Source organism: Xanthomonas hortorum pv. pelargonii (assembly GCF_024499015.1).
Lineage (GTDB): Bacteria > Pseudomonadota > Gammaproteobacteria > Xanthomonadales > Xanthomonadaceae > Xanthomonas > Xanthomonas hortorum_B.
Window position 1 is genome coordinate 3061684 of sequence record NZ_CP098604.1, and the last position, 19661, is coordinate 3081344.

Annotated in this window: 6 protein-coding genes and 6 pseudogenes; 7 read left to right on the plus strand and 5 right to left on the minus strand. The window is 58.3% G+C overall.

Annotation, left to right across the window (positions count from 1 at the left end; all coding sequences use genetic code 11):
• Window positions 1-621: 621 nt before the first annotated feature.
• Window positions 622-2784 carry a type III secretion system effector XopP gene (gene xopP / locus NDY25_RS13405; RefSeq protein WP_256627494.1) on the minus strand — a complete coding sequence of 721 codons (2163 nt, stop codon included), beginning with the start codon at window positions 2782-2784 and terminating at the stop codon, window positions 622-624.
• A 638-nt stretch (window positions 2785-3422) separates the two neighbouring features.
• Between xopP and NDY25_RS13410 the strand changes: the two genes are divergently transcribed.
• The 4 genes and pseudogenes from NDY25_RS13410 (at window position 3423) to NDY25_RS13430 (ending at window position 9914) form a co-directional block, all read left to right on the plus strand.
• Window positions 3423-4340, plus strand: coding sequence for a BRCT domain-containing protein (locus tag NDY25_RS13410; protein WP_168959943.1), 918 nt, complete (start codon window positions 3423-3425; stop codon window positions 4338-4340).
• Window positions 4341-4474: 134 nt separating this feature from the next.
• A pseudogene (locus NDY25_RS23180) lies at window positions 4475-4897 on the plus strand (transposase family protein); the annotation flags it as partial.
• 277 nt (window positions 4898-5174) lie between these two features.
• Window positions 5175-6614, plus strand: coding sequence for a hypothetical protein (locus tag NDY25_RS13425; RefSeq protein ID WP_233366646.1), 1440 nt, complete (start codon window positions 5175-5177; stop codon window positions 6612-6614).
• A gap of 391 nt (window positions 6615-7005) precedes the next feature.
• Window positions 7006-9914: pseudogene (locus tag NDY25_RS13430) on the plus strand (HrpF/NolX family T3SS translocon protein).
• Between the two features lie 551 nt (window positions 9915-10465).
• On the opposite strand, the pseudogene NDY25_RS13435 reads toward NDY25_RS13430, so the two are convergent.
• A pseudogene (locus NDY25_RS13435) lies at window positions 10466-10797 on the minus strand (transposase); the annotation flags it as partial.
• A gap of 213 nt (window positions 10798-11010) precedes the next feature.
• Between NDY25_RS13435 and NDY25_RS13440 the strand changes: the two are divergent.
• The 3 genes and pseudogenes from NDY25_RS13440 to NDY25_RS13450 all read left to right on the plus strand — a co-directional run bounded on the left by NDY25_RS13440 (window position 11011) and on the right by NDY25_RS13450 (window position 13556).
• Complete coding sequence (locus NDY25_RS13440; protein ID WP_251756908.1) at window positions 11011-11217, plus strand: hypothetical protein; 207 nt, start codon at window positions 11011-11013, stop codon at window positions 11215-11217.
• Between the two features lie 345 nt (window positions 11218-11562).
• Window positions 11563-12512 (plus strand): annotated as a pseudogene (locus NDY25_RS13445) (IS481 family transposase).
• A 63-nt stretch (window positions 12513-12575) separates the two neighbouring features.
• Window positions 12576-13556 (plus strand): IS5 family transposase, encoded by a 981-nt coding sequence (locus NDY25_RS13450; protein ID WP_256627481.1) that lies wholly within the window; start codon window positions 12576-12578, stop codon window positions 13554-13556.
• Window positions 13557-13645: 89 nt separating this feature from the next.
• Here the strand turns inward: NDY25_RS13450 and NDY25_RS13455 are convergent.
• From NDY25_RS13455 to NDY25_RS13465, 3 genes and pseudogenes are all read right to left on the minus strand, one after another.
• Window positions 13646-17013, minus strand: a pseudogene (locus tag NDY25_RS13455) (XopAD/skwp family type III secretion system effector); the annotation flags it as partial.
• Window positions 17014-17133: 120 nt separating this feature from the next.
• Entirely contained in the window at window positions 17134-18114 is a 981-nt protein-coding gene (locus NDY25_RS13460; RefSeq protein ID WP_233366556.1) for an IS5 family transposase, read from the minus strand.
• A gap of 62 nt (window positions 18115-18176) precedes the next feature.
• Window positions 18177-19618, minus strand: a pseudogene (locus NDY25_RS13465) (hypothetical protein); the annotation flags it as partial.
• Window positions 19619-19661 lie beyond the last annotated feature (43 nt).

Consider the following 19661-nt stretch of genomic DNA (forward strand, 5'->3'; position numbering starts at 1 on the left):
CCCGCAATCCGCATCGTCAGCAAGAAAGGTGTCTATGTCATGGGCAAGTATCCGGAGATATTGCTGCCCTCTGCACGAGCCGAGCATGACAAGGCGCGCATAAACAGCCGGCATTGTCTCTTGGGGACAAATTGGCAGTGCATGCGTTCAGAGTCGACAAAGATTCAATGTGGGACTCTCGGTTGAGTACCAATCCAGCCACTGTGTATACAGATGGCACGAGAAGTCAGACATTTGACGAGGTCTCGTCAAGTACGGTGGAGCACTTGCGCGAAGGAATTGAGGCGCTGAGGCGTATCAACAACGATTGAACGCCACACGCCAAGCACACATGTTGGGGCGCGAAGCTGCTGCTTGCGCTGTGCATACGCCGAGCCGTCATGTGCCTGTTGTCCGCCATTGCGCTGGCTCTGAGACACAAGGTGCCAGGTCGCGTTGCCGCCTTCTCCATCTTTAAATGGCATTTAACCGCACTCTGATCTACCAAGTTCTGTGCGAACAAACCGCGATAACAACTGACACTCTGCCGGCACGCATAGCCGTGTGACAGGCGCTCCCCGGAGCCCTGTCATCTTGAACGAAGCATGGCGCTGACAGCAGTCGCCACTACTGGTTTGAGAACTATCCGAATGTGGCTTCGCTACCACTTCGCATGTGCAACAACGAGGCGAGCAGCGCCGAATCGATCGTGGAGCGGTGTACCTTCGCATCGGCATGACCGAGCGCTCGCATGAGCATCTCCCAGCGCTTCCCTAGATTTTTCTCTCTTGCCGTTTTCAGATGGACGGCGTTAAAAGCCTTGTAGCCTAGGGTAGGCAACGCGTCCGCCGTCACCGGCTCGGCAGTATGCAGGTGTACGAACCATGGCGCAGGGCGCTTGCCGTTGGACAACGGTGCGTGGTCGATACGTATCTCAAACAGCGTGCCGCGATCTCCATTGTCGTGGTCGGAGGGTAATCGAATTGGTGAAGTTACGCGGGCAACCTCGCTCATCTTCAGCAAGCGCGAAAGATGCGGCGAACGGGGCTGCGGGTCGCTCTTCAGCGCATCTGCTTCGCGGAGCTGCACACGCTGCTCGATCATGTCCACCAGCTGCAAACGCTCGGTGAGTTGGGCAACCCGATCGTCTTCTGGCGACAGTTTCGCCTTTGTCTGCAGCAACCGATCCCTTGCGAACCAGTCCCGGACCGACGCGCGTACGAGCGTGAAAGCAATCGCCGCATCTTGCCCGGAGCGATGCATCATACTGTTGACGCTGCTGGTGTCCCTTCCCAGCATTTCCGCAATCAGCATGAAGTCCGCGTCCAGTTCGGTCACCATGGATCGTTCCAGCGGAATGCTCTTCAACAGCGCATCCGCTTGTTTTTGTGCAAGCGTCCGTGTATCGCTCAAGATGGCAGGAGGTGCAGGGACGAGGCTAGACTCTTCGGCCGCTCGATTGCCCGGCTTGCGATGCTTGCGGGCCGATCTCGGCGACGCCCTCGGCACGGGCAGCTGCTCAATCGTTGCAGATGGCGACGTGACGACCTCGCGCTTTCCGGCGACAACGGAACTGTTGAGGTCAAGCACACACTGTCGATAATCAGTCAGTGCCTGCGCCAAATCGAGCATCGATCTCCAGATATGATCGTCGCAATCATTCTCAATGAGAGTAGCGACATCCACGCATAGCTTCAGACCGATGCGCCCAAAGTGCTCTGCATAGTCCTCAAGAACGTCTTTGTGTTGTGCCACCACCTGCGGAGTCAATGCAACGCCGGCTTCCGAGGGACATATCGATTCGATCAGGACTTGGCTCAGCGCCGAAAACGCCGCTGCTACGTTATCGCCGCAGTAGTTCTTGGCCTCGTCCAATTCGTGCAATCTAGCCATGACTTCCGGCATGCCCTTGGCCTCGACCTGATGCTCCAGCTGCAGACGATGGATATCGACGAGCAGACTCCGGATTGACTGCATCGTTTCATGACAAAAACCCAGATTGCTCCTGATCAACGGCACCATGGCTGAGACATTTTCGCGTATTTTCTTGTGTGTATCCGGCGCCTTCATGCGTCTCAGCAACTCATCCATTGCTCCCCGGTACTGTTCGATTTCGCTCAAATACCCCTGCCACTCTTCGGTTTGCTGACGCTCAACATCACTGTTGTGCAGCTCCGCCTGCACAGTAGTGGCGCCGATCGCGGGCTCAATCGGCCGAATGATGTCAAATTGCTGCATCCACTTGTCTTCCAGCAGTTCGTCACGTGCTGCATAACCGACTACAGCGGACGTTCCGAGAAGCGTCAACAATGCATGTTCGTGCTCCACTGCGGCTTTAGACTGCAACCGCCCCTGCACCTTCAAATCGGCGACTGCCTGCAATCCTTCGCGGGCAGACTTCATGGCAGCCAGCGATAGCTTGACCTTCTGTTCCGGGACCACTTTCGACGTAGCCCCTCGTTGTCCCTGCGGGCCTTCATTACTGCCGATCAGATCTCTAAAGATCTTGGCCTTGCCAAGCGCTTTTCTCAGCATTTCGCCTGTGTCAATGCGCTGAAGCTGCATGGCAGCCGCGGGTAATAACACAGGGCTTGATGGCCCCGGCAACACATCAGACGAACCCACAACGGTCTGCCTTACGGGCTTGGGGGGCCTGGCGGCAAGTCCGTGTAGTTGCGGCGACTGCTTAACAGGGCGGCCGCCAGTAGTGTTTGTTGCCGTCGCGGAGTCTGTCGGCACAATGGCAAGGTTCGTCGACTCAGCCAACTCTATAGAGCGCTGCTTGATCATTTCGACACGATGCATGATTTCTTCCTTTTCTTCTGGCGTTCATAACACCATCACTGATTAACTGTTCGCTGCGCTATATTGACAATGATTAATCATGTCGCCGGCAAGTGAAAATAATTGCTGAATACCGCCGATTGCCCTGCCAGCGCGCAATTAATCAATCGAAGGATTAGGAATAGCCCCGATTTTCTGCCAGTTTCCGCGATTAAAGGTGGCGCTTTCGCCCCTTCGAAAAGATCTCGAAGAGGATCCTTCTGAAGCATGTGGTCGGGCTGCCAATGAGTATGTGTGCGCTCGCCCTGTCTAGTTTTGTGTAAATGAATATTCGCATATTCGTCGACAAAAGCGCGGGGACAACAAGTAAGTCAGAACCGATCCGGCACTGCGCAAAAAGATGCGAACGGATGGCTATTGGTCCGAAGCTCCGCACTGCTCCCCAGCGTGCATCTGCGATGCGGCGGTGGATCCGATTTTTACTTGTCCTTGAGTGGAACTGATTAGCCCACCCTTATGCTCCATCGCGCGTTAGACGACATCCAGAACGACGGTCGATTAACTCGCTTATTTCGCACATGAAAATAAAGGTTCGTTCTTCGAGAAATCTTAAAGTGCCAAGAAGATCAGACTTGCCGTCCCGTATCCAGGACGTTGACATGCCAAAGATCCATCGTTCCAATGGCTTACACGAATCCCATTCACCCAATGGCTTGGCAGGCTTCGATCAAGAGTCCATTGTCAAACTTCATGAATATACAGCTCCTGAGTTCCTCGGGCTGAGTAAGTTCAGTTCGAAAAAGAAGAAAGTAAACGCCTCCACTATGCAAAACTTGAAGCTCGCTGAAGATACAGTGCTGAAAGTAAAATACTTGCTACCTTATGGTGCAGGTAACCAGAAAACTGACATCAGCTACACCCAAGGAGAGTCATGGGCAAGGCGGGCGATGCTGCGAGACAATGAGTATAATCAGGATCCCATTCAGAATGCGGGTAGGGCTGTAGCTTACCAAGCCGGAAACTGCAACGAACATGCAAATGTGGGTTATACGCTATTGGCGGCCAGCTCACTCAATGCGCCTCTACTTCGAGTAAGCGACGCAGATGAAGACCATGCTTACGTGCTGATTGGTGATCCCCGTGACCCCACGTGGGGCGAGAAAGATACGGTCGTTGTGGATGCGTGGGTGACACATCCAGCAGCAATGACGTTAGACCAATCAAAAGGCTTAAATCCGCAGCCTAATCCCTTGTTCCAACGGCCTCCACGGGCTCAGCCAGATGCCAGAGCGACCGCTGCACTTGCCAACGTAAGCCCAGTATCGACTGAGAATGTCAATAAATATCTTCTTGAGCAGAGAGGCGCACCTGAAATTGGGCAGCCGCTCCTAAGGCACATTGATGCCTATGTGGATACAAGCAAATTTTTCAACGAACGCGTTTCGGTTGGCGACCCAAGCACCAGATATCAATCCTCAGCACTATCCTCAAAGTCGTTCGATAAGATTATGTACTGCACAATCGAGAAAGAAAATTATGCAGATGCTGCCTGGCGTGGCAACGGGTTTAGGTGGTAGGTCGATGGAGGAGCCCGCCATCCGCCCGCGCAAGTGAACCCGACATCCCCCCGATTCGACTAGCGCCCCGGTTTGGAGTCTGATTTCCTACTCCGAGGAAGTTGACGTGAAGAAGCGTTTTCCCCGTAGAACAGATCATCAGGCTTCTGCGCGAAGCCGACGCGGGCGTCGCGATCAAGGACCTATGCGGGCGCCATGGCTTCAGTGGGGCGACTTTGCTCCCCGTCGCGTAGCAAGGCTCGCCGTAATGAGCGTGCCCGATGCAAAGCGATTCAACGTTCTGGTCAAGGATGCGCTACGAGAAAAGTCGTGAGCGCATTGGTGCGCCGGTGCACGCGTGGATCGGGAGTGGTGCCAGCGAGCGCCGCATCTTGGCAGCGATCGGCATTGGCACCAGTGCGCTGAGCTATTGCCTGCGCGACGACAGTAATTTCGAACTGCGCTGGCGTCTTGGTGCGTTGGCGCACCGCCGTCGCCGTTATGGCGTTGGGATGATCGATCCCAAGTTGCGACGGCAAAAACGCATCGTGAAATACAAGCGTGGGGCGTGGTTGTACTCAAAAGGGCTGCCGCCTCAATGGAAGAGAGAGAATCGTCATGCTGAGAAAATTGTTCTGGAGCGCTCCGAAAGCCCATTCCGATGCTGCAAGCACAGACCATGGCGGCCCGCCGGCCACGCCAGTGTCCACTACGCCAGTGGTACCCGGGGAATGGTCAGGACTAGGTCGTGCGCCAAAGCGGCCTGACGGCACAGCTAAGCAGCGTTCCCCAGTCCGTATCCCTGTGCCCCCGGTGCCAGCTGCTAGGGCAGGTCGGCTGCCAGGGACCTCCGCGGTGGAAAGCCTTTCTTCAGCCCATTGGTCACGGGGCGAGATCCAGTTCCATCCTTCCGTAAGCAACCCGCTGCCTTCGGCAGAGGTGCAGCAGCCCCTGCCGACTCGCCGCCAGACGCTGGGTGCATTGTTAGCCGAGGAGCTAAGCCAGGAAGAAGCCGCCAGGCTGGGCAAGCAAGCCCGGTGCGACGCGCTGGCACAACTACTGCATGCTGCCTTGCCCAACGGGGGGCGAACCATGAAGCGGCTGAAGGCGCGGGCGGCCAGAAAGCAACCTATCAGCGTGGCCGATCGATGGAGCGTGATCCGCAATGGAGCTCCCAAACCGATGCAAGGGGAGCGAAGGAGGTCGTTCGAGGCACTGGTGCGCAGTGATCTGTTAGCGATCGCACACACCGGCCAGATCGATCCAATTGCTGCGGTCGAAAAAATGGCCGAAGCTCTGGAAGAGGGAATTCTGGGCCAGGGCGTTTTGGCGAGCGATCGGCAATTGCTGGACGAGGTATTGGGCGACCTGTCGATCAATCGCCTGTACACGCGGCTGAATCTGAAAATGAAGGAAGACACCATGCCTGCCTTCACCAACGCGCAGGTGCTGCAGGCGCCGAGAGAGCTAGGAGAAGGCCTCTCCAACACGGTGTACGAGGTCGAGATCCGGAACGCGGATGGAGCTGCGATGAGCGCGGTTTTCAAGCCGCTTATCCACGAGCCACCCTCTCCGGATAAGTGGAGTGTGGTTGCCAGATTGACGGGCATTTCCAGGGAAGAACCGCAAACAGCGATGCGCAATCTCGCAACCGTGGCCTATGCAAGGAGGCTCGGGTTCCACGTGGTTGCCGACACGCGCGTGGCGCTGATGAATTTGGGACAAGATCCCTTTGAGCCAGCTCTGGGTCTGATCATGGAACGCGCCCAAGGAAAGCCAGCCGAAGAGGTCGATGCGTCCACCCTGGTCCAGGCGAACGTGTGCGCCGAAGTGATGAAGCTGCAGCTGCTCGACCATCTGACCGGCGAAGCTGATCGCCACGACAAAAACTATTTCATTCACGTCAAGCCGGATGGTCGAGCCAAGGTTATGGGCATCGACAACGACAACTGTTTTGGTGCGGAACTTACCGCCCCAGACGGTGCCCAGCCGGATCTGGAAGACCCGCAACGCAGGGCGTTTCATGGGACTTCGCTTCCCCCGGTGGTAGATACCGACATGGAGCGCGCCATCCTTGCACTCACGGAAGAAGACATCCGGTCGATGCTGAAAGACAAGCTCAACGATTCCGAGATCGCTGCCGCCATCCAGCGTTATCAAGGCGTCCGTCAGCATCTCCTTGCCCTGCGGAATTCCGGCCTGGTTATCGAGCCGCACGAATGGGGCCGGGCGGATGTACAACAACGCCTGACCCCGACAAACAGCTATTTGGGCCGCGAACTCGAATTTGCTTAGGTCCTCGGCCCGGTCATCCCAGGCCGCGATGTCGCTCATGCCAACGATAGCCAGCGAGCAGCATCACTGGGATCCTCTTGCAGGCGATGCGGACCAGGGCACCATCGCACCCACAGCCTAGTTCCAGTTTGGCCGGGAGCGGCCTCGGCGGACAACTTCCCGTCCTCGGGTAGCGTTGATCAGACCATCCCTAAGCTGATATTGGGTAGGGTATCGGCCTCGTGCACTTAAATTCTTGCGCTTTTTTCGCCAAAATAGTTCATCGGCGCATGCATCCCTTGGCGAGAATGGCAACACTCGTGTTCGCCGCATGAGACATGCCCGTGTGACCGTATAAGCATGTACTCATAGGCAGCCGCTCTGTCACTGCTCTGCCATTGCGAGGCCGCACATGTCGCTCAACACGCTTTCGACCGGGAGTGCCGCCGGTCTGTTTCTACCTCTCACGGATGACACGTCGTCGCCGGAGGCGCCCGGATCCGATTCGGCCATGAATGACTCCGATCTGTTGCTGGCGATGGACAACCTGTTCTTGCAGCAGATTTACAACTTGATTGCCGCCATCTACGGTAATGAGCCACTCAGTGAGTCGGCCAGTGAGACCGCCAGCGGCAGTCCACAGTTCGCCACGCCTTCAGCGGACGACATTCAGGCCGGCCAGCCGATCGAGAAACGCACGTCCTGGCCGACGCTGCCGACCCCGTTCGACCCCAAGGACATCAAGGGGGCCACCGCGCCACCCGCCATGCCGGGGTCATCGGTGACCTGGGACGGCGGCACGCTCACGCAGTCGCAGCTTCAGATCGTCTCTACGCTCAATCAGCATCGCGACAAGATGCCGATCGAGTTCGCCAAGCTCGACGAAAAGATCAACGATCCATCCACCCCGCCGGACCTGAAAAAAGCGCTGCAAGGCCTGCAACAGGATCCTGGGCTGTTCTTTGCCATGGCATCTCAGGGCCACGGCAAGCACCACGGCGACGACCAGGGCAAGTGCAACGGCAAACTCATCGCAGCCAACCTCTACGACTTTGCCGACCGCCATCCGCAGGTGAGTGACCTGGGCGGGAAGAACGCGACCTACAACCCCGAAAAGTTGAAGGGATCGACTCCGCCGCCGGCGGCAGAAGGTTCATCGGTGACCTGGGACGGTGGCACGCTCACGCAGTCCCAGCTTGAGATCGTCTCCACGCTCAATCAGCATCGCGACATGATGCCGATCGAGTTCGGCAAGCTCGACGAAAAGATCAACGATCCATCCACTCCGCCGGACCTGAAAAAAGCGCTGCAAGGCCTGCAACAGGATCCTGGCCTGTTCTTCGCGATGGCATCGCAGGGGCACGGCAAGCACCACCACGACGACCAGGGTAAATGCAACGGCACGCTCATTGCCGCCAACCTCTACGACTTTGCCGACCGCCATCCGCAGGTGAGTGACCTGGGCGGAAAGAACGCGACCTATAATCCCGAAAAATGAAGGGACGCGATCTGCCGCCGCCGGTGGACGGCTCTTCGGTCACCTGGGATGGCGGGACGCTCACCCAGAACGAATTGGAGATCGTCACCACACTCAATCGCCACAAGGACAAGTGCCCGGTCAAGTGGGCGGATCTCGATGCCAGGTCGAAGGATCCTGCCACACCGCCGGATCTGCAGAAAGCGTTCGCAGATCTACAGCAAGATCCAGCTCTTTTTCATGCAATCGGTGCGCAGGGCAGCAAAGGAAGTTGCGATGGAAAATTCACTGACAAGGATCTCACACGCTTTTCAGTGCCCGAAAAACACGCGCAGATCGCTCAGTATGCCGACAAGCAAGCCAAGGCCTACACGCAGAACTATGTGGCGTCGGACAGCCCGGACACGACCCAGCCAACGGTCATGACCGAAAGCGACGCGATGCGCGAACTCTATCGCTACTCGGACTATCTGCCGAAGGATCTGAACCAGGACGCCTTCAAGCACTTGGTCGAAGGCGACAGCAAGACCAAGAAGTGCCCGCCGCAGGTCATCGCCGCCGCGCAGTATTTTCGTGATCACCCCGACCAGTGGCAGGCGCTGGCGGGAGACGCGGGTTCGATGAGTACGCCGGATTTTCTGCAGAAATCCGCATCGCAGATGCACCTGACCGCACCCGAACTGAAAACGCTCGACACCATCAACAGCCACCAGGATGCGTTCTTCGGCGATGGCAAAGAGGTGACCCGCGACAAGCTCGACACGATCGTCAAGGACGATAAAGCCGACCCCGCCGTGCGCGACGCCGCCAAACAGCTATTGGGCGATCCGCTGCTGTTCGGCTTGTTGAACAATTCGATCACTGGCTACAAGAAACCCCACAGCTTCTTCGGCGGTGGCCATGTCGTCGACTCAGGCAAGATCAGCAACAAGGATTTTCGGCAGTTCTACGATCATATGACGGCCGCCAACAAAGCCGTGGAGAAATCGTCTACGCACGCGGCCACATCGCCCGACCAGAAGAAGGCGGTCGCGGACATGTTGATGGGCAAAGCCGATCAACCCGAGATCAAGCAGAAGAAAAAGGACATCGGCACCTTCGGCAAGGGATTGCATGAGTTCCTCAAGTGGGACAGCAAGATCTTGGACTGGGCCTCCGTAGGACTGAGTGCGTTGAACGGCATCCCCATCATCGGCGAGATTGCGGATGTAGGAGCGGTGGTATTGGAGAGCGAAGCGCAGGCAGCACAGGTGATCGACACCGCGCTGCAAGGTGGCGACATGAAACTGGCGTGGGAACTCGCCGGCATCAACATGGCCGGGGCGGTGGTGGGTGCCGCCGGTGGACCCACGGCCAGACTCGCAGCCAAGGGGGTGGCCAAGGGGGTCGCCGAGGGCGCAGCCAAGGCGGCAAGCGAGGGCGCAACCAAAGGCGCAACCAAAGGCGCAACCAAAGGCGCAACAAAAGGCGCAACAAAGGGCGCAACCGAAGGAGTTACCCAAGGAGCGACCAAGGGCACGAGCAAAGGAGCAGGCAAAGGAGCAGGCAAGGGAGCGACCAAGCCGACCGAGCGAGGGAAGCCTAGTGATGCCGTCAAAGGTTATTTAATCGGCAGTAGCATCAGCAAATATGTGGAAATACTCAAAATGCCCGTGTTGGCAGGCTTGCATTATGAAGAGAGGCGATTAGACAAGCAGAGAAAAAACGGTGAAATCCGCGAGAATCTGGAGGGCTCGGGCGGGGTGCCCCTGGGGAAAATGAGCATCCCCAAGTCCATTCAAGACAACTTCGAGTCGGATACAAAGGAAAATCTTAGGAATTTGAGGGGCGGCAGACGCCGGTAGCATTCGCTTGGTTAGAGCGTGTTATGAACCTTGAAAAACGGTGGCCGCGTTGCTGAGCATGAAGACCGTGAAAACGACGAAACGCAGGCCAGCCAGGGTTTCTGGCAATCGCTCGTAGGGTGCGGCGAACGCCCACTCCGCGACGGAAACATCGGTTGGATACGGGCGCCTGCTATGCATCCAGCTACGATAGCTGCATCGACCCAAAAGTTCATAACACGCTCTAGGCGTTTAGTGAGAGGAGCAAAGGGCGATCGCTACGACCGCCCGATTCATTGGCACGCCGGTCACTTGATCTGCAAGCGCGCGCTCTCTCGGTTCGATATACGGCGGCTGCAGTGGAGCTGGCTGCCCATGCACGTTCACCAATCCAGCGAAGTTGTCTCTCACAAGCCAGGTTGGCTTATAGCAGGACCCTGCTTCGGGTCGTCTTATTACCCTCGAGTGCCAAGCGGGCGCAGCTTCGTCTATCGACAGAGCTGCGCAAGGGTTTCCCTTGTAGGTTTTACACCAGATAGCTGCCACCCTCATGCTAATTTGAACGCCAACGTGATGCCCAGATGCCGCATCAACTCCAGCGCTGCCATGTTGGTCCTGGTCGAGGTTAACAGGTACAAGGCCAGCATCCAGGTGCGCAGCGGCAGCTTGATGCCTTGAGCATCGAGCCAGCGATCAGGCTGGTCTGGTGCCGGCACGCGCTGGTAATAGATGACGCCACCACGCTTGAAGCGCGAGCGTGCTCGTCCAGCACGGCAAGGGCAGCGAAATCCCTGCGGCCAACGCCATCTATGCAGAGCGCGCTAGCACTTGGCCTCGGTGCCGTAGGACGCAAAAAATCCGGCATCTACACTTCAGCCCGGAACTGCACAGCGTTGATGCTCATCGCGCCACTTTGTTGGATTTAGGTGGCCGCAGCATCAACCCGGGCGGGCACCGATCCTGCGACTGCTGGCTGAGAATCGAGCCTAATCAGTAAAAGAAATTCCCGATGACGGGAGGCAATACACTATTGACGCACCCGCCAATTCGGGCTGTTCCCCAGCGTTGGGAAAGGCTCGACCAATGGTCGTAGGGCGTCGACTAACCGCGTTGCGTCATGTCTCGTATTGCCCTCGATGACGACGTCGTACACCACCTGCGCCACTGGCGCTCCCTCGACAAGATGCTGGAGCAAATTTTGCATTCGTCGTGCAAAGTCTTCGGCCGGCGGATTGATGCGGGTCTCGTAGGCAGGCAGCATGTTCGCAGCGAGCGGCGCTACCTCATGCTCGATCATGAGTCCGCTGATGACTGGCTTGAGTAGTTGGGACTGACCGCCTGCCCTTTGCGCCTCGAGCGATAAGTCGATGATCCCAAGGATGCGCTCCATCTCTTCATCACTGGTATCCGGAGAAACCCCGACAGTAGAGGTAGAAGGGTGACCTGCATTCAGAGGGTTTTGATAGTACCGCTCGATCTGCTACAGAATTCTCGAAATACGCCTATGCATATCGTCCCCGCCGCTGGGCGTCCTTTCCCCTGTGGCACATGCGCGGATACGATCGAGCAACGTATCGCCGATTTCTGTTGGGCGCTAAGTGACACATGGCCACTGTTTGATCCCAGGTTTTGATGGTGCATTATTTTCCCTCGAATGGAAGGAAGCACTATGGACCAGGTTCTGCATGGGAGCGCCACTACGACAGAGGCGATCCGTCGAGCGATACAACATAGTCAAGAGAGCCTGAGAGCGCTTTCCAAGCGTTACGGCATCAATCAGAAGACGGTGGCGAAGTGGAAGAAGCGGACCTCGGTTGCCGATTTGCCAACCGGGCCGACGCAGCCATGCTCCACCGTGTTGTCCGTTGCGGATGAGGCGGCGATTGTCGCTTTCCGTAAGCACACGTTGCTGCCGCTGGACGATTGTCTCTACGCACTGCAGCCGAGCATGCCGCATCTGACGCGCTCATCGCTGCACCGCTGCCTGCAGCGCCATGGCATCTCTCGGCTCCCCGAGATTAAAGGTGACAAAGCCGCCAATAAGCGTTTCAAAAGCTATCCGATTGGCTACTTCCACATCGACATTGCACAGGTGCAGACAGCCGAGGGAAAGCTATATCTGTTCGTGGCTATCGACAGGACGTCAAAGTTTGCGCTCACCGAACTCCATGCCTCGGCCTACAAGCTGGTTGCAGCGCAGTTCCTACGCAATGTGATCCAGGCAGTGCCCTACACCCTGCATACGGTTCTGACCGATAACGGCATCCAGTTCACCAACCGCAGTTCCGACCGATATGCCTTTGAGCATATCTTCACTCGCGTATGCGAGGAGCACGGCATCGAACACCGCTTGACCAAGGTCAAGCACCCTGGACCAACGGGCAGGTTGAGCGGATGAACTGGACGATCAAGGAAGCCACTGTCAAACGCTTCCATTACGACGATCACGCACAACAGCAACAGCATTTGGCCAACTTCATCGACGCCTACAACTACGGTCGCAGGCTCAAAGCCCTGAAGGGTCTGACACCGTACGAATTCATCTGCAAACAGTGGACATCCGAACCAGAGCGGTTCAAGGTGAATCCGATCCATCTAATGCCGGGACTGAACACCTAGGGAAGCTCTGAACAACGCACCATAGATACGCGACACTACCCGCCTCATGTTGAGGAGTAATCCATGCAACTGACGTTCGGCGACGCTGAAGGCCTGGGCAAGCGCAAGCAGACCCGCCGGGAGATCTTCCTGGCCGAGATGGAGCAGGTCGTTCCGTGGCAGCACTTGCTCGGTCTGATCGCACCGCACTATCCGGTGTCGGGACGCCCTGGTCGACAGCCATACGCACTGGCGACGATGTTGCGGATTCATTTGCTGCAGCAGTGGTATGCGTTGAGCGATCCGGCGATGGAAGAAGCGTTGCACGAGATCCCGATCTTGCGGAGGTTTGCCCAGCTCGGTGGCTTGGACAACGTTCCGGACGAGACCACGATTTTGAACTTTCGGCGCCTGCTGGAGACCCATGGCCTTGCCGCGCGGATGCTGGACGCGGTCAACGCGCATCTGGCACGCAAGGGCCAGAGCCTGCGGTCGGGCACGATCGTCGATGCGACGCTGATCGCTGCACCCAGTTCGACCAAGAACGCCGATCACGCGCGCGACCCTGAAATGCATCAGACCAGGAAGGGCAATCAGTGGTATTTCGGGATGAAGGCGCACATCGGCGTGGATGAATTTTCCGGGCTGGTGCACCACGTCCATTGCACAGCCGCCAATGTCGCCGACGTCACGGTGACGCACGCATTACTGCATGGCAAAGAAGACAGCGTGTTCGGCGACAGCGGCTACACCGGTGCGGACAAACGCGAAGAACTGCAGACCTGCAAGGCTGCATTTTTCATTGCCGCCAGGCCCTCGACGCTGCAAGCCATCGGCAACAAACGCGAGCGTGCTCGGGAACAGCGTTGGGAACACTTCAAGGCCAGCGTGCGCGCGAAGGTGGAGCATCCGTTCCGGGTGATCAAGCGCCAGTTCGGTTACACCAAGGTCCGCTATCGCGGCCTGGCCAAGAACACCGCACACGTGCTGACCTTGTTTGCGCTCTCCAATCTGTGGATGAAGCGAAAGCAGTTACTGCCTGCCATGGGGAGCGTGCGCCTGTAACCCGGGGAATTCCCATGGAAAGCGCCAGAAATGGCGAAAATCCTAAAATCCAAACGCGACTCTCCGGAACGATGCGACATTCCGCACTCTCAGGCCTCGTTGTTCAGACCTTCCCTAGTTCTCCCAAAAGGGACGTTCTCCTGCTCCCAGTCATCGATCTCGTCGCACTCTGGAGGCAAAGCCACGCGATTGAATGCAGCTATCGCAGGTTCCTGCAGTTTGCGTTGCTCCACCCATGAAGCACCATCAAGCCTCAGCGTGAAAGCGCGTTTATATAGGTCGTGGAACTGCTCCTTAAGCTCAAAGGTCTCGGGCGTGTGGAACTGTATCTCCCAGAGCGCACCTTCAGGGCTTCGCAGCGTGACATTGATTGCCTTGAAGGGGCGTTGTGCGTGGTAAATTGATTTGTGAGCTTGACACGTTTGTGCTCCTGATTGTCCAGTGCGGCCAGCACACTGCGCAGGTTGACGGTAAAGTTTAGTGGTTCCAGCAATACGCTGTAGCGCAGGGCGTCGTTGACACCGGCCGCCGCTTCTTGGAGCGTCTGCTTTTTCAAAGCAATGCGCTGATTGAGCTTTCCCTTCAGCGAACCAAGCGACTTCAGTCGATGCTGTGTTCCTGCCAGTTGTCCGCCATGAAGCTCGGCAATATGCGTCAGCATGTCGGTGACCCCGGGCTCCATATCGCGAGCACGGGTCAGCAAGACCTGTGCCTCAAGCGCAATGTCCTTAGGCTGCTCGGTGCGCAGGCGCTGGGCCGGCGGCGGCGGCGTTTCGATCAAGGCTGCCTGTTGCAACGCGTCAAGCGCGTCTTCCATGACGCCTGCAGCCATGGATGGCATGCGTTGAAGTAGTGCCTTGGCCTGTTCGGGATAGAAGCGGCCCCCGTGCATCGCACGGGCAGTCGCTTTGCTATAAGGCACGGTGCGCACCCGGTCGGCGAAGGACCTTTCCGATCGTTCGCACGACCTCACGATTCGGGAGAAGAGCGCCGTGCCTGTGTCGGATTTAAGCGCATCTGTCCCCACCTTGATCGCGACGGTGAACAGGTTACGCATGGTTAGCTCCGGTTCGTCGGGAATGAATCCCGGTTGTCCTTGCGGGAACTCGGCGTGTGAGAGCTCGCACACTGGGTAGTTATCGAGGATGGCGTGGATGCGAGCTTGGAGATCAGGTGCGGCAATGTAGGCTTGGGCAAGCCGCGGCAACGCTTCGGCCAGGGCATCGGGCAGGCGCGGCGCCTCAGTGGCGGCGGCTGAGGCCTGCCCCAGCCCCACCAGCTGCGCTTCCAGCAGCTCGGCGGCTTCACGCGCTTCAAGCATATGGGCGCGTTCGATCGCATCGTGTGCCTGGGTACGCAGTTCCGTCAACATCTCCGGATTTATAGGCCCGCCTTCGAGCATATCGCGCAAGCTGTCGCGCAGATTGCGCTCAATGCCATCGTAGGTGCCGAACATCATGTTGCGCGCCATTGCCTCGCGCAGTTCATCGGGTTGCGCCATGAAGCGCGCCGCCAGGGTGGCGGCTGCAGAAGTGACTTGCTGGCCGCGTTTGAGGGACATGATCTCCGACAGTCGCCCGGGTTGGTAATGGCCGCTGAGAGTGTCGATGGCCGGCGTGGCAGTCTTCTTTGGCTTGAAGGATTTTTGCTCACCGCGCCTTTCCTCGCGATCCTCCATTACACGCGAAATCAGCGCGGCCAGCTTGGGGTAGCCTGCGTATACGAAGGCGTCGTCCCCGTCGGTATCCATGTTGCGCTTGCGCAACTCGTTAATCGGCAGAGCGCCCAGGCGCCCAGGTTCCACAATGTCCTTTAGTCGCAGACTACCGGTGCTGAGCATGTCGCGTGGTACGGCGCTGCGGTCGCGGCCGGTCGTCCAGCGCGACAGCGTCTTCAGATCTTCCTTGGAGCACGCCAGATCCGTATCTGCAAAATCGGCCGGCCAATTCTTCTCCGGCACGACAACAAGCATGCCTTTGCTGTGAAGCATCTGTGGGTCGGCTCCCGATCTGTCGTCGAATCCCGTGTAGCTGTACTGGATGCCAAAGGACCGCGATAGGAACTCGGCGGTGGCGTCGCCCTTAGCCGGGGTGGCTATGCGTTGCTCAGGCACCGGCAGCAGATTCTCCTTGTCATAAGGTGGCTTGCCGATCAGCAGGGGGCCGCCTGCGAGGTCGAAGGCCTGGCTGCGCTGCCGCGGCAGATGGACTTTGTCGTCGGCGGATGGCACTGCCCTGACCCGCTGGCCCTGGTAGCCGCCACCGACAGCCAGCTTGTACAAAGAGAGTGGTTCATTCTCCTCGGGCCGCGACAACTTAAGCTGTTGCTGCGTAGCAACGCGTGCCTCCTCCAGCGCCTCCTTGTCGCGTGGGAAGTGCTGTAGCGCCTGCGCCGGCATCATCGAGGGGCCCTTGTCCTTAGCGAGGAGATCGCGCTGCTCTTGGCTCGCCTGATTAGCCTGCACTGCATGCCATGCATCGTAATGCTTGCGGAACGCAGGGATACGCAATGCCACCTCCAGTTTTAGAAATCCGCAGCCATCGTTGGGGCACAACGCCAAGGGATTTCCCTCCATTGCCAAAGGCTTGAAGGGATGCGCAGGGCCGTCGACGTCGTCGAAAACCCAGGCGCAAGGTGCCTTCAACGACATGGTCACTCGGTACCATCTCAAGCAGCGATCGCTGCACGCGCGACCAATCTTCGCGTTGCGGAGCGAGCTTGGCGGCGAGCCGCATCAGACTGCTGCCCGGGACGGTGTCGACATAGCGAAACGCCGGCAGCAGAGATCCGGTCTCAGATCCGGCAGACAATACAAGGCTGCTACTAACCGAATTGCTGCGAGCGGCGCGGCTGCCGCCGAACATATCGAAGCGCCAGGGCTCATCTTTGTAGCTGAATGTACGCGCGAGCATGAATGCCGAGATCGTCCCAGGTAGCTTCACTTCCACCAGTGGTAGGCCGGTCAGGCGCGTAAACAGCGAGTAAGGCTTGTCCGATTCGGTTTCGTTAGTCGAAACTTCCTGCCCATCATATCGACCACCACATGGGTCGTGCTGCCGCGGCCGGGAGCCGGCACAGCGGGCTGGCCGGGGATCGAGCACATGCTCAAGCGCCCGGTTTCTAGGTCAAAGCTGGTCGGTGGATGGGCCCGCGTAATCGTCGGCGCCTCCTTCGCCATACGCAAGTCCAGAACGTCAAAAATTTGGTCACCGGCCTCGATCTGCGCGATTAGGTTCCAACTCATCTCTCCCAGGTCTGCTTCGATGGCCTCGCGTGTCCGCCCCAGCGTCCAATCCATCCATTGCGTCAACTCTTCACGGCGCTGGCGCACTTCCGCCCGCAAGCCTTCAACGTTGCGCGGTTTCCATTGACTACTCACCAGCGCATAGGCCTTGAGCACCTGAAAGAAGGTCAGCGCCGGGCAACGCGTCGCATGCTCTTCGGTGTCTCTCGAAGACTTAGGGAAGGTCTGAACAACGAGGCCTGAGAGTGCGGGATGTCGCGTCGGTCCGGAGAGTCGCGTTTGGATCTTCGGATCTTCCGCTATTTCTGGCACTTTCCTTGGGAATTCCCCGGGTTACAGGCGCACGCTCCCCATGGCAGGCAGTAACTGCTTTCGCTTCATCCACAGATTGGAGAGCGCAAACAAGGTCAGCACGTGTGCGGTGTTCTTGGCCAGGCCGCGATAGCGGACCTTGGTGTAACCGAACTGGCGCTTGATCACCCGGAACGGATGCTCCACCTTCGCGCGCACGCTGGCCTTGAAGTGTTCCCAACGCTGTTCCCGAGCACGCTCGCGTTTGTTGCCGATGGCTTTCAGCGTCGAACGCTTGGCGGCAATGAAAAATGCAGCCTTGCAGGTCTGCAGTTCTTCGCGTTTGTCCGCACCGGTGTAGCCGCTGTCGCCGAACACGCTGTCTTCTTTGCCATGCAGTAATGCGTGCGTCACCGTGACGTCGGCGACATTGGCGGCTGTGCAATGGACGTGGTGCACCAGCCCGGAAAATTCATCCACGCCGATGTGCGCCTTCATCCCGAAATACCACTGATTGCCCTTCCTGGTCTGATGCATTTCAGGGTCGCGCGCGTGATCGGCGTTCTTGGTCGAACTGGGTGCAGCGATCAGCGTCGCATCGACGATCGTGCCCGACCGCAGGCTCTGCCCCTTGCGTGCCAGATGCGCGTTGACCGCGTCCAGCATCCGCGCGGCAAGGCCATGGGTCTCCAGCAGGCGCCGAAAGTTCAAAATCGTGGTCTCGTCCGGAACGTTGTCCAAGCCACCGAGCTGGGCAAAGCGCCGCAAGGTCGGAATCTCGTGCAGCGCTTCTTCCATCGCCGGATCGCTCAACGCATACCACTGCTGCAGCAAATGAATCCGCAACATCGTCGCCAGTGCGTATGGCTGTCGACCAGGGCGTCCCGACACCGGATAGTGCGGTGCGATCAGACCGAGCAAGTGCTGCCACGGAACGACCTGCTCCATCTCGGCCAGGAAGATCTCCCGGCGGGTCTGCTTGCGCTTGCCCAGGCCTTCAGCGTCGCCGAACGTCAGTTGCATGGATTACTCCTCAACATGAGGCGGGTAGTGTCGCGTATCTATGGTGCGTTGTTCAGAGGTTCCTTAGAGCCACCGCTGCCCAGGTACAGGTCGACTTTGCGGTCGATAATGGGCTGCAGTATGTCGAAGACCCGCAATGCCTGGCTCCGGTGGCGAGAGCCCAGCTCCGCATTACGAATAAGCGGCAACAGTCCCATGCACAGGCTGCCGATACCCTCAAGGGTGGTATCGCGTAATCCGTCGTTCCCGGCTAGAACCGAAACCCGCTCCAGCGCTGGTCGTGCCAGCGGACGCATCTGGCGGTGAAGCTGGGCCGATGAAAGCGCCTTGAAGAGCACCCCAATATTTGATGCCGAGGCGGACTTAAAGCGCTCGCGGTGCAAGTCAAGGTGCGCGGCCATCGCCTGTAGTTTGGCGGCACCCAACGTCTGGAACTGCTCCTCTTCCATGTGCAGCAGGCGGGACATCGCGTTGGCTACCATGGCGATCCAACGCATCTCGAACTGCTGCCATGGCACCTCGGCCGAGCCTGCGCGCTGGGCGAGCATTACCCTGCTGCTTGACACGTTGGCCGTCCGAGTCGTTTGCTCAGAGCGTTGAGCGATATGGCCACGGAGTGTGCTTGCATGACGTGTCGCAGGTCGTGGTCCTCAGCCAGCCTCGCAGCCAAGACGTCGATAGCCCTCTCACACAAGTCCGTGCCGGGCCATTTGCTCAGGGCGTTGAGTGCGTTGGCCACGCCTTGGGGTTCGAGGGCATCGCGCAAGCCGGTATCGTCGACCAGCCGCCCTGCCAGCGTGCTGGCGGCGGCGGCACACACCTCCGTGTCGGGCCATTTGCTCAGGGCGTTGAGCGAATTGGACATTCCTTGTGGGTCAAGTGTCTTGAGCAATCCGGAATCGTCGACCAGCCGTTTAGCAAGCGCACTGGCGGCCTCCGCGCAGATCTGTATGTCGGGCCATTTGCTCAAGGCGTTGAGCGCACTGGCGACTTCTGGCGGCTTGAGGGAATCCCGTAATACCCCATCGTCGGCCAGCCGCGAGGACAGCTCATCAGCGGCATCTGCACAGATTTCCACGCTAGGCCATTTGCTCAGGGCATTAAGCGCATTGGCCAAGCCTTGCGGATCAAGGGCGTTGCGCAATCCGGGATCGTCGACCAACCGCGAGGCCAGCGCACTGCCGGCGGTCGCACAATCCTCCGCGTCGGGCCATTTACTCAGGGCGTTGAGCGTGATCGACACGTATTGAGCGTCCATGCCTTGTTGAGCGTCCAGGGCCTTGCGCAATCCGTCATCGTCCGCCAACCGCAAGGCCAACGCACCGGCGGCGGCCGCGCAGGTCTGCGTACCGGGCCATTTGCTTAGGGCGTTGAGCGCTTCTACGATTTCTAGTGGCTTGAGGGACCCGCGCAACACACCATCGTCGGCCAGCTGCCAGGCTAGCCCATCGGCGGCCTTCGCACAGGTCTCCACGCTGGGCCATTTGCTAAGGAAGCTCTGAACAACGCACCATAGATACGCGACACTACCCGCCTCATGTTGAGGA

Excerpts from the sequence above, each read along its gene's own strand:
- NDY25_RS13450 (WP_256627481.1), top strand. The coding sequence starts at position 12,576 with ATGCAACTGACGTTCGGCGACGCTGAAGGCCTGGGCAAGCGCAAGCAG.
- NDY25_RS13440 (WP_251756908.1), top strand. The coding sequence starts at position 11,011 with ATGTCTCGTATTGCCCTCGATGACGACGTCGTACACCACCTGCGCCAC.
- NDY25_RS13410 (WP_168959943.1), top strand. The coding sequence starts at position 3,423 with ATGCCAAAGATCCATCGTTCCAATGGCTTACACGAATCCCATTCACCC.
- NDY25_RS13460 (WP_233366556.1), bottom strand. The coding sequence starts at position 18,114 with ATGCAACTGACGTTCGGCGACGCTGAAGGCCTGGGCAAGCGCAAGCAG.
- xopP (WP_256627494.1), bottom strand. The coding sequence starts at position 2,784 with ATGCATCGTGTCGAAATGATCAAGCAGCGCTCTATAGAGTTGGCTGAG.